Origin of the sequence: Desulfomonile tiedjei, from assembly GCA_016212925.1 — a bacterium.
Lineage (GTDB): Bacteria > Desulfobacterota > Desulfomonilia > Desulfomonilales > Desulfomonilaceae > JACRDF01.
Genome location: JACRDF010000003.1, coordinates 291,930 through 306,011, shown reverse-complemented (window position 1 = coordinate 306,011; position 14,082 = coordinate 291,930). Strand labels below are relative to the sequence as shown.

General features: G+C 53.7%; 11 protein-coding genes. 6 read left to right on the top strand and 5 right to left on the bottom strand.

Annotated elements, in window-relative coordinates; all coding sequences use genetic code 11:
- The first annotated feature begins 191 nt into the window (after nt 1–191).
- From HY913_01950 to HY913_01935, 4 genes are all read left to right on the top strand, one after another.
- On the top strand, nt 192–905 hold the full coding sequence (locus HY913_01950) for a 4'-phosphopantetheinyl transferase superfamily protein (protein ID MBI4962017.1): 714 nt from the start codon (nt 192–194) through the stop codon (nt 903–905).
- A gap of 309 nt (nt 906–1,214) precedes the next feature.
- Complete coding sequence (locus HY913_01945) at nt 1,215–2,777, top strand: cobalamin B12-binding domain-containing protein (protein ID MBI4962016.1); 1,563 nt, start codon at nt 1,215–1,217, stop codon at nt 2,775–2,777.
- Between the two features lie 473 nt (nt 2,778–3,250).
- Nucleotides 3,251–3,922, top strand: a complete 672-nt coding sequence (locus tag HY913_01940) for a DUF502 domain-containing protein (GenBank protein MBI4962015.1) — start codon at nt 3,251–3,253, stop codon at nt 3,920–3,922.
- Nucleotides 3,903–4,325, top strand: coding sequence for a PaaI family thioesterase (locus HY913_01935; protein ID MBI4962014.1), 423 nt, complete (start codon nt 3,903–3,905; stop codon nt 4,323–4,325). The genes HY913_01940 and HY913_01935 overlap by 20 nt, the downstream gene beginning before the upstream one ends.
- A gap of 40 nt (nt 4,326–4,365) precedes the next feature.
- Here the strand turns inward: HY913_01935 and HY913_01930 are convergent, their stop codons facing one another.
- Nucleotides 4,366–4,863, bottom strand: a complete 498-nt coding sequence (locus tag HY913_01930) for a hypothetical protein (protein ID MBI4962013.1) — start codon at nt 4,861–4,863, stop codon at nt 4,366–4,368.
- Between the two features lie 271 nt (nt 4,864–5,134).
- On the opposite strand from HY913_01930, the gene HY913_01925 reads away from it, so the two are divergent.
- Nucleotides 5,135–6,334 (top strand): MFS transporter, encoded by a 1,200-nt coding sequence (locus HY913_01925; GenBank protein ID MBI4962012.1) that lies wholly within the window; start codon nt 5,135–5,137, stop codon nt 6,332–6,334.
- Between the two features lie 307 nt (nt 6,335–6,641).
- Here HY913_01925 and HY913_01920 read toward each other — a convergent pair whose 3' ends face one another.
- From HY913_01920 to HY913_01905, 4 genes are all read right to left on the bottom strand, one after another.
- The gene (locus HY913_01920) at nt 6,642–7,799 is read right to left on the bottom strand and encodes an FtsX-like permease family protein (protein ID MBI4962011.1); all 1,158 of its coding nucleotides are present in this window, start codon (nt 7,797–7,799) and stop codon (nt 6,642–6,644) included.
- 235 nt (nt 7,800–8,034) lie between these two features.
- Nucleotides 8,035–9,759 (bottom strand): 50S ribosome-binding GTPase, encoded by a 1,725-nt coding sequence (locus tag HY913_01915; GenBank protein MBI4962010.1) that lies wholly within the window; start codon nt 9,757–9,759, stop codon nt 8,035–8,037.
- Between the two features lie 188 nt (nt 9,760–9,947).
- A complete protein-coding gene (locus HY913_01910) occupies nt 9,948–10,313 on the bottom strand; it encodes a hypothetical protein (protein MBI4962009.1) in 366 nt (121 codons plus the stop codon).
- Between the two features lie 232 nt (nt 10,314–10,545).
- Nucleotides 10,546–13,344: a pyruvate, phosphate dikinase gene (locus HY913_01905; GenBank protein ID MBI4962008.1), complete on the bottom strand. Its 2,799-nt coding sequence runs from the start codon at nt 13,342–13,344 to the stop codon at nt 10,546–10,548.
- Nucleotides 13,345–13,813: 469 nt separating this feature from the next.
- Between HY913_01905 and HY913_01900 the strand changes: the two genes are divergently transcribed.
- Nucleotides 13,814–13,996, top strand: coding sequence for a hypothetical protein (locus HY913_01900; protein MBI4962007.1), 183 nt, complete (start codon nt 13,814–13,816; stop codon nt 13,994–13,996).
- Nucleotides 13,997–14,082 lie beyond the last annotated feature (86 nt).

Here is a 14,082-nt window from a genome sequence, read left to right as displayed (position 1 = left end):
GGCATTGCGCTGAATACTATCGGGCTTCGCGGAGTGTATAGGTCGCACAATTGAAATCGGAACAAACACAGAGCCAATATGGATCAGCAGGGGTACGGCATGCCGTGCCCCTACCCCATCATACGTCCGCGACTGAAGCCTCGAATTGCAATCGATCCGGCGCGGCCTCTTTTGGCGTGCAAGAAACGCGGATGTCCGATGGGCCTGAACCGGCGAGGATAAATGTCCGTAAGCTGACTGTTCAAGGCAGGCCCGTTTTATGGACCTGCGCGAACACGAAACCCTCCCCGAATGCTTCGGAATCCAAAAAGGAAAACAAGTCTCGGCTTCTGTCGGTCCTATTGAGGGATTTTCAGGGCATAAGGTATGGCACGAAAGCGAGACCGGCCGAAGTTCCATATTCCATTGACATAGTTTTCGACAGGATGGGAAAACCCCGTCTGCTGCTCAACGATGCACTTGCACCAAGCATCTCTTTCAGCCATTGCGGTGGAATGACTTGGGCGGCCATGGCAGGACACGAATCGGACGTGGGGATCGATGCGGCACGAGCGGAAGAATTCCGAGGAGACTACCCGTTTCACAAGGTGTTTAACGGCCATGAACTGGAGTTGCCGCTTAAGAAAACCAAAGGGGATCGCGCCGAATCCGCGGCCCTGGTCTGGTCCGCGAAAGAGGCTTACGTCAAAGCCATTGGCTGTGCTTTTCATCTGTTTTCGCCGCTCGAAGTGACAGCTACCCCGTTGATCGTGGAACGTGATCATTCGCTCCTTCGACTAAGACTCTCCGATAGAAGTCAGGAGAGGATTGCCTTGTACGGCGGATGTCAAATGGATGTGATTAGCTTCAGGTTCGAGAAGCTTTGGGCGTCCATCGCTGCGATGGACAGGAATGCCCGTTGCTGAACAAGTTAGAGGTTTAGTTGTCTATGTCCTTATAATTGTGCTAAACAGTGACACGAGCACGGGGCTTATACGGTGTGTGGCTGCAACCGGGGCAAGTCTTAATTTTCAGTACCGAAAATAGGCCTTGTGTCAGCCTGCAAAGGGTTTCGCGAATCGGAAGACGCAACCTCAGTGGTGCACACTGTGACGCTGTTTTGAAAGATGTTTTCTCGATGCTCGCGGCCCCGGATCATTGAGAAACCGCTCATACGTAGAAATTGAGCCTCTAATCCTTGAAGAATGTTGTACTAGCCGTAAGAGGGCGCACAATTGCGTGTATTGCTCATAAACAGCAACCGAAAAGTTGATCTCCTGGCCGCACCGCCGCTGGGATTGTGCTATGTAGCGTCGGCCACCGAAGCCGCGGGACACGAGGTCAAGGTGGTGGACCTCTGCTTTACGGGAAACCATACTCACCAAGAACTTTCTCACGCTGTCCGTTCATTCGCCCCACAGGTGATAGGGCTTTCTATTAGAAACATCGACAATGTGAATATGCTGCACCCGATTTCGTATCTACCGGCAATTCGCCAACTAACCGGGTATATTCGAGAGATTACGTCTGTCCCACTTGTAGTGGGAGGGTCCGGCGCCAGCCTCATGCCTGAACAGGTTTTGAATCTGCTGGGCGCTGACTATATCATCGTGGCCGATGGTGAAGAGAGCTTCGTGCGGCTTCTAACAGCAATCGAGAATAAGGAAGCCCCCGAAAAAATTCCTGGCGTCGGCATGATGAACGGGGGAAAGTTTAATCTCACTCCACCGAGACAGACGGAATTCAGGGGCGGGACCGCAGATCTGGGCAAGTGGATAGATATAAGGCCTTACCAGAGAATAGGAAGCAGTTACAATATCCAAACGAAAAGAGGATGCAGGCAGCAATGTATTTACTGCACCTACAATCAAGCCCTTGAAGGGAACCGGCTGAGGCTCCGCTCGCCTGACGAAGTGGTTGATGAGATCGAAGAAGCGCTCTTCAAGTATCATCCTACCACGTTCGAGTTCGTTGATGCGGTGTTCAACGATCCAATGGAACATTCAGCAGCCATCATGGAGGAGATAATTCGCAGACCGTGGAAGGCCGAATTCACGGCCATGGGCGTTCACCCGCCGTTGGACAAATCGTACCTGGACCTTATGTGGAAAGCCGGCTTCAGATCTTTCATGGTCACTCCGGAATCGGTGTCGGACAAAATGCTTCGAAGCTACAGAAAGGGCTTCAGTAGAGACGACGTGATCCACGCGGCCGAGGCCATAAACAAGACCTCGTTTGCCGCCTGGTGGTTTTTCATGATCGGGGGCCCCGGCGAAAACAACGATACGCTCCAGGAATCGCTCGACTTTGCCCTGAAATACCTGCAAAAACAAAGGCGCCCTGTTACGAACATCGCCCATTTTTTTATCGGCGTGCGTATTTATCCCAACACGAAACTGTGGGACATCGCCTTGGCTGAAGGCCTTATTCCGCCTCAAGCCGACCCGCTGGAGACCCTCTGGTACCTTTCTGAGGACCTGGATCTGGATCGTGCCGTGCATCAGATGATTGACGCGGCTTCAGCCTGTCCTGAGGTTTACCTCGGATTTGATGAGAGAGTGCTTGTGTTCTCCAAACCAGCCGCTATGGTGTTCAAGATGCTGGGATTGCCCAGGCCGTATTGGCGGTACTTCAGGGCAGCAAATCATTTCGGGTTGCGCACCGGGATACGCTTTATGTATCGCCCCCATGACATACCCGGCATGTTGCGGGAATCGCTGAAGAGGCAGGGATCCAACGGCAGGCCGGTCGCGAAGGCGTTGATTCCGGAAAAGGCCTATGGCGACGGCCGCGCGTGACGGTCCCGCATTACATAGCCAGTCCGAAAAAGATCATTATCGCTTTTAGCGCCCGCCATACCGAAGTCATTGAAAGGCAGCTTGAAAAGACCTTGAGACAATCGGCCCGGCCAGTTTAGTCAAAGTGTATGATTTCGTACCCAACCGTTGCCCTTCATTAGGAAGAACCCTCGATACATCCAGTCGGGATCGCAAAACACAGCGGTGCTTTCTCGCGACCATACTCAAAATAAAAAACCCATCAGACGGGCTTACGGGTTAATCCATGCCGTTACCTGACGGGGTCGCACAAAGATGCTCATTTATTCTAACGCACGAGTCCTCAAAATGATAGCGTCTAATAAAACTTTTTCAAGGCAAGTTCCAAGGACCGTGACAAGCCGGTCGTAAGCGGTCGAACCTTCAAAGGACAAGGAACAGGCTCCGCTCGAACTTGGCGACCGTGCAGACCGAAGCGTTTCGGAGAGTTACACATGCAAACCATGTTGCGTTTCTTTTTCACCGGAGTTGCTACGCTGCTCCCGTTTGCGGTCACTGTGTTCCTGGTGAGCTGGCTAGTCAGGATCACGGATGCATACGTGGGGCCCAGCAGCACCTTCGGAGCGTTCCTCGTTACCATTTCGGGGACCCAATACAAGTACTCCGGATACATCGTCGGGTACTTGGTGGTCGTGCTACTGATAATCCTTCTCGGGTTCCTTGTGAACCGCGCCACGGTGTCACGACTTCACCGAGCCGTGGATCGCACGTTCGCCAGGATTCCTTTGTTCGGCAAGATATACGCCACTGTGGGTCAAATGGTGGAAATATTTGGCCAAAAGGGCCAAGGTGGCCTGGATCGTTTTGGCGGAGTCGGTCAGATCCGAATGGGCAATGTGAAGATGCTTGGCCTGCTGACCTCCCGTCAGCGTTATCTAATGCCCGACGGTCGGGAATACTTCTTGCTCTTTGTTCCGAACTCGCCGATCCCGGCCACCGGGTTCAACGTGTTTGTGCCGGTGGAAGATTTCGAATTGCTGGACATGGCCGTGGAGGATCTGGCAAAAGTGTTGATGTCTCTGGGCCTCCTGGGCTCGCAGGTTCTGCGACCTCCGGTTCAGCCCGTTCCTGTGAAAAAGGTGCAAGATGGACCAGAAACTGTGTGATGATTTGGTGCGTCGGTCCCTGTTGGGACCTTACGGAAAACTACTAGGATTTGAGGCTGTTGAAATCGAAGAGGGGTGCTCGTTGGTTCGCATGACGGTTCACCCGGACCTGGAAAACATCTTCGGAGCCACTCATGGCGGCGCGTTGTTTTCCGTCATCGACGAGGCCTTTCAACTGGCTGCCAATAGTCACGGGATCTGGTCCGTGGCCCTGAACGTCAGCATTACGTACATGGCTGCGCCCAAGCCGAATACAGTCCTCGAAGCGCGTGCGAAAGAACTGAACCGAACAAAGCGTACAGCATCGTACTACTGCGATGTCCGTGAAAAAGACGGGGGCAGACTTATTGCCACCGCTCAGGCATTGGCCTACCGAACCGGAAAAGATATAGCCTTCACATAAAGAGCGATGGTCCGCTCCCCCAACTTGATTGGGTAAGCCTCTACTTGTCTTTCTTGAAGAGGTTGGACAGCCTGAACTTGCCTTTTTTCGCAGGCGCTTGCTTCTCCTTGTTCTCTTGGGGTGCTGGCGGTGGTGAGGGTGGCGGCTCAATTTTCTTCGGTGGGGCCTCTATTTCACCAGGCTTGAACGAGAGCATCTCGGTCAATTCCACAGTATCGAGGAATTCCTCATCATGCTCGATCGTTTGCGGTGTCTTTAGGGGTTTAAGCTTGGGAATAGGCTTGGGAATAGGTTCGGGAATCGGCTCGGGAATGGGCTCGGCCGTCGCTTCCTTTTTCACGACCCTGAAGCGTATACCGCGACTGGCCAGGTCTTCCTCGCTGATGAGTTTGTTCTCAAAAAGCTGCGTGAGAAGGTCGGCAAAACCTTTAGCGGAGATTTTGAACCGTTGCATCAGCTCTACATTCGATAACTCACCCCGGATGGCTTCCACGGCTTCCCGCGCATTTAAGTTTCTGCTCGTTTGTTGTTCGGCCATTTCCAAAATCCTCGAACTAATTATACAGCATCCCAGGCTCAAAGGTACCGGCTGTTCTTTAGTTCTCGCAGCATTTTTCTATTTGTTCGGACGGTTGTGTTGGCTTGGCCGATTTAGCATCGTACTCCACTAGATACTGAATTGCCGTAGAGTTTTTAATAAAACTTTGACTATAAAATGAGAAACAACTTCTATTTTCCTAAAATTTCTGTATTATTCCCTTTCTTAACGGCCAAGACACCAGTCGCTGTGGCAGGGCCCGGGAGACAGCGTGACGCGCAATAGAAAATTTCTCATTGTTTCAATGCTTTATTTCGCCGAAGGCTTCCCTTTCGGGATCGTCGACAAGACTTTCCCCGCGTATTTTGTCTTCCATGATTTGTCCGTCGTGCATGTGGGTTTGCTCAGCTTGCTTAACCTGCCTTACGCGCTGAAGTTCTTCTGGGCCCCTGCGGTGGATTTTCTAGGAGCGCGGCGCCACTGGATCGCTGCGGCGCAGCTTCTCATGGCAGCCTTGCTCCTGGCAATCTTGCCTTTCGACCCAATGGAGCCAAGTTCTCTGTTGTGGGGACTCATAGTTTCATTTGCCATAATGTCGGCCACGCAAGACATCGCCGTCGACGCGTACACTATCGAGATGTTAAGGCCGTCTGAACTTGGGCTGGCAAATGGTTTCAGGCAGGCGGCTTACCGTGGAGCCATGGTTTTATCCGGTGGAATATTAGTTGCTATGGGAGGAAGACTGGGGTGGGGCGCCGCCTATTTCATTGCCGCTTTTGTCCTTCTTGGGTGCTGCCTCATTTCGCTGAGACTACCTCATGTTGAAGTGCAGCGTCCGCCTTTTTCGCTGGCTACTCTGATTGCGCCGGTAAAAGACTTCCTTGCCCGACCAGGTGTAATTCATGTTGGGCTGTTCATTCTGCTATATAAACTCGGAGACATGTCCATGGGTCCCATGATTCTTCCCTTTTGGAAGTCCAGGGGCTTGACACTGACCGAGATCGGGCTGATCACAGGGACCCTCGGTGTTGCCGCGGCCATAGCCGGCGGTCTTGCCGGTGGTCTTTTCATGGCTCGATACGGTATTTTTCACGGCCTCTGGTTCCTTGGGTTATGGCAGTCCTTGAGTAACCTCAGCTACGTCTGGGTGGCTTGGGACCCGAGCGCAGGAAATCTTGGAATCTATGCCGCGTCGGTGATTGAGTCTTTCTGTGGCGGGCTGGGAACAGCTGCTTTCCTGGCCTTCCTCATGAGCATCTGCAAGAAGGAGTTTTCAGCCACCCAATATGCTGTTCTCTCAGCTCTCTTTCGGGTCACCGGGATCATTGCCGGAGCTTTCAGCGGCCTTGCCACCGACAACATGGGATACGCCTACTACTTTGCCTTGACGTTCTTCCTCTCCCTGCCCGCGTTCGCGTTCATCTTCACCGCGCGAAAATGGATTCCAATCAACGGACAACCGCCTCAGTAGCGGCAGTGAGGAACGGAGAACAGCATCGGGGGAGGGCGTTTTTGCAAAAACGCCCACCCCGGACCCCTCCCCAAAAACTACCAAGGTTGCGTGGCCGCGCTTTTACCGCAGCGTCTGCTGCGCGGCGCGGGTAGAGATCCATCTGGTTCCCAGGCAGAGCCTGAGAACCAGAATCATATCAGCCTTGTTACGAGGGCAAATGCTTTTTTAAGCAAGAATTGGGAGTTTTTGGGGAAGGGGGCGGGGGAACCCTTTTTTGCAAAAAAGGGTTCCCCCGCATTCTTCTTTTCTTTTCTTTTCTTTTCTTTCACCCGATATGTCGCAGGCCGTCGGCGATGCTCATTTGGCTGGCTTTGACCGCGGGAGGGATGGCAGCTACCAGTCCAACGATAAACGAGACCACGACCATAAGGGCAATTGTGGATGGTTCGATTTCAAATACGGGCAGGAAGGACTCCATTTGCTTACGGAAGATCATAGCGCCCGGGAAGCTGAGAATCGCCCCTGCAATGCCTCCTATGATCGCGATCGCCAGCGATTCCCCGGCGATAAGAGCGAACACGAACCCTTTCTCAAATCCCAGGGTTTTGAGCACCGCGTATTCCCCGGACCGCTCCCTGGCAGTCATGGCCATGGTATTTGCCAGCACCATTAATATGATCCCGATTACTACAACGGAAATGACTTGAATTGCGCCTACGATCGCATCGGTCATGGCCACGAATCCGAGCTGGAAAGCCTTTTCCGTCTCTGTCAGCGTTTCCGCCAGTGAATTGCTGAAGAGCGCGTCAACCTCCTGGGAAACCTCCGCGGCCCGGTCCACGTCTTTTATCTGGACCATGTACCACCCGGCTCGGTCGGCCCGCTCGGGGAAAGTCTTTTTTGCCTGTTCATTCAGATAGTCCCATCGAAAGAAGAGCGCGGTCTCATCAACGTTCTTCCTGGCCCCTTTGTAGATGCCTTTGAGAACCAACTCCAGCTTCCCGGGGTAGATGGTCCCTTGCAGAGGTATCACGTCGCCGATCTTCCAACCGAAACGCTCAACCAGTTTGCGACCTGCAATGGCTGAGTTCCTTTCCCGCTCGAACGCCAGCCGGCCGGACTCCGGCAAGAGGTATTCAGGATAGATGTCCAAGTAGTCTGTTCCGCTGAGCGCAAACTGGGGGAAGAAGTTCTTTTTGTCTATATAGACACCCCCGTACCAAGAGCCGTAGGCCACGTTCTTGACCCCCGGAACTTGCAGGATCTTGTTCTTGTATGCGATGGGAAGGCTGTAAATGAGAGAAATCTTGTTTCGGGTCACCAGCCGATCCGCGGCCGACGCGTCCACCCCGAGATACCAGGCAGCTACAAGGGTCCTCAGGATGCAGAACGCCAACATTGCCACAGCCACCCCCAGAATCGTGAGCACAGAGCGTAATCTATGGCGGAAGATGTTACGTAGTATAAGCTTTATCAGATCCATGAAGTCGCAATCGTACTCTGCGAGGCCGGCAGAATGAGCCGACCGAAGATAATACCACTTGGCCGAAACCTATATAACATTGCCGAAAGTTGTCATTGCGAGGGCGTCAAGCCCGAAGCAATCTCTCACTGCTGAGATTGCTTCGTCGTTTCACTCCTCGCAATGACACCCCAAACCACGTATGTTACGAAAATAATAGCGAAATGGTAGAAACCCATGTTTCAACCGACCGCCTCTAATCTGCCCGTAAACCGAGGTTCCCGGTAAGGGCCTTCCAGCGGCCTATTCCCTCTTTAACGAGTTCCAGCTTTTGTCTCCTGTCAGCCTCGATCTTCCGAATCGCCGAGCCAAGGCTGTCCTCCAGGTAGTCCACGACCGCGCGTGCAATTCTGTCAGCGTCCTTCCGAAGCTTTTTTCTCCTCCTGCCTGCCATGTACAAGACCAGAAGGAACTCAAAAATGAGCAGGGCTATCAGGCCTGCCAGTCCATCGCTGCTGAAAAACGAGGTCATAAGGCTAAGGAGGAGTTTCACGGCCCCTCCAATGCTTGGATGATCCACCCAGGCCTCTATTCGAGGGTAACCGATCAATTTAATGATGAGGATCGGCACGGGCAGGAATAGAATTAGTTTCTGCCACACGCGTCTCCAGCGGGAAAGCGGCCCGCTTAGTTGGCTCTTGCGATTCTCGACGCTTTGCAGCAGTAGATTAAAGGCCTGCTGCCGGGTCTGAGCCACAAGGGCCTGAGATTCTTCGAGGCCATGCGAGATCTCACTGTTGCGGAAGCCCAGGAGTAGCTCCGCGTCGATGCGAGCCGCGGTTTTTTCCAGGTCCAGACGTTTGTCTTTGCCTACGTCGTCGGCAGTATTCTCAAAGACCGCTGCCAGTTTTTCATTGGACGCGTCCAACCGACCGAGATTCAGCAACCTCCCCGCCACAACTACTGGCCAGATCGAGGCGTCTTGATTGACAAGAATGGGGTATACTGTGTCGGACAAGGCCTTTTCATGGCTCAACAACCGCGGCCGGGCGGCATCCTCTTCAAGGCCGTTGGCTTTTGCCTGACTTTCGCGAATTTGAGCCAATAAAGCGGCCTTTTCATCCGGTTGGATAGCCGCCGCGAGTTCTTCGATCAACCGACTTGCTTCCTCGACCAGGTTGACCGTCTTGACCGACGAGATCTCCTTGGCATCTCTTCTTTTCATCAAGAAATCGCGAAATCTGATGAACTCTTTGGTCACAAGCGGATCGCTGTCCAGGCCCTGAAACTCGTTCAATGCCGATACGCAAAAAATTCGCGGGTGATCTATCGCTGCTTCGTCTTTGAGGCGGAACGCCAGATCGCCGAGGAGTTCCTTCAACCTCCCCTGCGGATCGGACTCACCGTTACTCAACAGCTCGTCGGCCTTGTTGAACACAAAGGTGAAGTTATCCCGATGAATCACCGTCAGCTCCACCAAACTGTAAAACGCCGAGTCCGCGTACTTCTCCGGGCTTATAACCCAGATGATGCAATCCATCTCCGGCAATATCCGGAGCACGGCCTGGCGATTATCTTCTTCCCGGCTGTCAAAGTCGGGCAGATCGAGCAGCACCAGGTCTTTCACGACATCACTGTCATGCACCGCGTCCGGCTCTCTTACCAGATGCGAAATACTTTCCAGTCCTCTGGCCGCTTCCTTGTGACGATATACCACCGCGCGATCCGTGAACGGTCTCCTGTCCGATGGGCTGGAAATCTCACTCCGCGCCAGCGCGTTTATGAGGGTGGATTTCCCGACACCGGTTCCGCCGACGATCGCCACGTACAGTAATTCCCCTGGCTGGCGGGCTTTTTCCAGCAGAGCTTGTACCTTTTTCACAGAGGCTTCAAGGGCCTGACCGGGCAGCAAAACACCTCCGTGAACCCGGAGGAATTCCAGCAAGTTTGCCAGGTTGTCGATAAGCACGCCGCGGGTCAAAGTTTTATCACCCTTCTACAAGGTGAAGACATTGTACGTACAGTAATTTCCAAGGCAAGTGTTCGCAATCGAGGCTGCTGGGGAGACTGTAGAAGTAGGGAACACAGGCCCTGACACCACCGCCCGAAGTGGAGCGGCCCGGGGCCTCCGTAATGAGAATCCTATACCCTAAGGGGCGATCAATGAAATCATGGATTCGGGCAGAGGGAGTTATCTTTGCAGTCCACATCCAAGGGCCTTAGCCACGGAATCCAGAAAGGAATGGGCTTCAGAGACAGGCACGGAGCAGGGAACTCCACCGACTTGCACGTGCCGGGGATGCACACTGAGGCCTTGCCAAAACTTATCCATGGCAGGATGTGGAACTCCGTTTTGAGCAGAGTCGGCCAGATAGGAATGTCGAAAGGAAGGCCTATCGGCCCTACGCTTTCAGGGGGAATTGGACGGTCCGGAATGCATGGGCGGAAGCCGCCGTCGCCTGCGAACGCGGACAACGGTATTAGCATCATAGTAAAAGACAGGACGATAAGAGCGGCAACCCTCACAGCTTTCATGGCTATACCTCAAAAAAAGGCCTTAAAACGGCCCATGAAACGTTATTCAATGCAGAACTTACCGGTGATGTTATCATTGGGAAACTTTCCGTGTCAACTCATGAATTTCTTGAACAGGGGACCAGGCCAAAGATTCGCATGCGGACCGGCGAACCGCCGCGGATCCATGAATGCTCACCTTTGGCAGACCTTTTCTGTCCCTCCTCGCTCCCTTTTCCTTCCCAGTACCTGGTCACAACTGTTTCGAATAATCGAAACTGTTCTCCCCCAAGGCTGCATGAGCAGCAGCCAAACGTGCGATCGGGACCCTCGGGCCGGAGCAGGACACGTAATCCAATGCAGCGTAATGGCAGAACTTTATCGATGCAGGATGCCCCCCGTGCTCCCCGCAAATTCCAATCTTTAGCTCCGGTCTGCTTTCCCTCCCCTCTTTCACCGCGATCAGCATAAGTCGGCCCACGCCTTGGACGTCAAGAGACTCGAATGGATTGTCTTTCAGGATACCGATCTCCTGATACATCGGCAGGAACTTATTCTCCGCGTCTTCCCTGCTGAACGAGAAGGTGGCCTGAGTCAGGTCGTTCGTCCCAAATGAGAAGAACTCGGCCTCATCCGTCATCTCCGATGCGGTCAGACAGGCCCGCACCACTTCGATCATGCTTCCAAACTTGTAATTGACCTTGACTCCGTGGCTCTCCTCCACCTGTTTGTGTATTTCCTCCACGTAATTTCTCACGAATTTCAACTCGGACCTGGTGGCGACTTGAGGCACCATGATTTCCGGATAGACTTCCACCCCTTCTTTTACGCATTCGGCAGCAGCCTCCAGCATTGCCCTGATCTGCATGGCGTAGATTTCAGGAAATGTGACCCCGAGGCGCACACCACGATGCCCGAGCATCGGGTTTGTCTCGCGCAACGCACGCGCCCTTTGCGTCATCAATTCCTTTTTATGGATTGCTTCTTCGATGGTTGCGGTGTCCAGGCTCGCAAAGAATATGGGCAGCCCTTCCCTCTTGGACAGGTAATCTGCATGGAGTTCCGAGTCCACGATCTTGAGACTTTCCAGAAGGCGTTGAGTGTTGCTAACCGTTTTCCGCAGACGACGGAGATCTTGCAGTTGATACTCAAGTTCGTTCTCGAGGGGCAGGAACTCATGGATTGGTGGATCGAGCAGTCTCACGGTCACCGGGTACGGGGACATTACCTTCAAAATACCCTTGAAATCAGACCGCTGGATCGGCAGCAGCTGGTCCAGGGCCGCTTGCCTTTCCTCGGGAGTTTCCGCGAGGATCATTTCAATTACAATGGGCAGGCGATCAGGCGCGTTGAACATTCGTTCCGTCCGGACCAGTCCAATTCCCACCGCGCCGTATTCTCGGGCCCGCTCCGCATCCTCCGGCGTATCCGCATTGGCCATGACACCTAGCCTGGCCATTTCGTCAGCCCAACCCAAGAGGGTATTCAGTTGGGGACTAAACTCGGGTTCTACAGTGGCGACCTGCCCGAGGTAGACCTTGCCTGTAGCGCCGTCGATAGTGATAACGTCGCCTTCATGAACCACGTGGTCACCCATGATGGCCAGTTTGTGCTGCGTGTCCACTCTGAGGCCTTCGGCCCCGGCAACGCACGGTTTGCCCATACCGCGTGCGACAACGGCCGCGTGAGACGTTTTACCACCTCGGCTGGTGAGAATTCCTTGGGATGCGAAAAACCCGTGGATATCTTCCGGCTTGGTTTCTTCTCTCACCAGAATGACCTTCTCTCCCCGCCGCCCCCGAGCTTCCGCCCGATCAGCGTCGAAGATACACCTTCCCGAGGCGGCACCCGGCGAAGCAGGCAGGCCTTGGGCAACCGGCACGGCTTTGGAGTTGGGATCCAAACCAGGGTAGAGCAATTGTTCCAGATGCTCCGGGTTGATACGCAGCAGCGCTTCTTCCCTGGTCAACAGACCTTCCGCAACCATTTCCACGGAGGTCCGCACCATGGAGTTGGCGTTCATTTTGCCGTTGCGCGTTTGCAGACAGTACAGAATGCCCTTTTCTATCGTGAACTCAAAGTCCTGAACTTCTCGATAATGTCGTTCCAGCTTGTTGCGCAGGTCTTCAAGCTGCCCGTACAGATCCGGCATTTCCTGTGCCATGGCTTGAATCGGCTTGGGCGTCCGGATTCCCGCGACCACGTCTTCTCCTTGAGCATTGACCAGATATTCGCCGAACATCTGGTTTTCTCCGGTAGCCGGATCTCGAGTGAATCCGACGCCGGTGCCGCTATCGTTCCCCATGTTTCCGAATACCATTGCAACTACGTTTGCAGCGGTCCCATTGGCCATTTCCTCGGTAATGTGGAATTCTCTACGGTAATCGACCGCTCGCCGGCCCATCCACGAGCCGAATACAGCCTTAATCGCGACGTTCAGTTGCTCGTACACATCTTCGGGAAAGGGTTTGAAGGTCTGTTCCTCGACCACGTGTAGGAACAATTCCACAACCTCTTTCAAATCGTCCGCGGTCAGGTCTACGTCGGACAATGCGCCGGCTTTGACTTTAATGGCTGACAGAGTCTGGTCGAAAGGCTCGTCCGGCACACCCATGGCAACCTTCCCGAACAGTTGGATGAACCGCCGGTACGCGTCGTAAGCGAAACGCTCATTGCCGGTCTGTTTGATCAATCCTGGCAGGGTGCTCGCGTTCAACCCCAGGTTAAGGATGGTATCCATCATGCCTGGCATTGAAAGCGCGGATCCGGAACGAACCGAAACGAGCAACGGATTGTTCGGGTCGCCGAAACCCTTCCCCGTGGCCGCTTCGATCTCTTTTATATGTCCTCTCACTTCGTCCATTAGGCCTTCGGGAAGGTGGGTATTGCCCGAATCGAGGTACGCCAAACAGGCATCCGTAGTGATTACAAATCCAGGCGGCACATTCAGCCCGATTTGGGTCATCTCGCAAAGATTTGCCCCCTTGCCGCCCAAAAGTTTCTTGTTCTTTCCGTCCCCTTCACAAAATGAGTAAACATATTTCGGCTTCATACCAAGCTCCGTATTTCATTAGGTTTTCCATAAGCAATGTTGTGTTATGCCGTTCAGTGCACTAGATCTGACACGGCTATGCTGAAGTCAGTCTCCCCCCTTTTGGTGGAGAGCCGAAAGCTTCATATCAACTCCCACTTTTCCGCGGTCCTGCGCTCCAGGTCCGGTAAGTAAGCCGATCCCCCGGCTGCGGGTCAAGAAATTCAGTCAGACGTTAAGGACTAGAGCAATCCTTTTTCTTTATATGTGCCGCTTGAATTAATCGCTTGTCGAATTAACGCCTAACATAATATTGTAACAAACTGTGAGCCATGATTGCAAAAAATTCCTGTGAGCCGGGTAACCATTCACTTACGTGCGGGAGGGGCTCCCATGCCCCGAAGGGGCAGCCCAAAAGTAGCCACGGGCGTGAGCCCGTGGACAATGGTCCACACAATCATTTGGATCACCGACCCTGGAGGGGTCGACCATGAATGTGAGTTGGACTTCGGGATTGGTCGACCCCTCCAGGGTCGGTGATTCAGGGCTGTGGCAATGCTTCCGGTCCACGGGTTACACCCGTGGCTACCATTGGTACGCCCCTTCAGGGCTCAGAATCCCTTCTACCCCCGCGAGACTGAATGGTTACAGAGCCGGGTGTCTGTTCGGTTAGCGGATGGGTTGTGGAATACCTTTCACCGCGCCGGGTTCTTCTCCGCCTTTATGGTGACCCCGCGCGGGGGCGTGACTTCTTCCCTG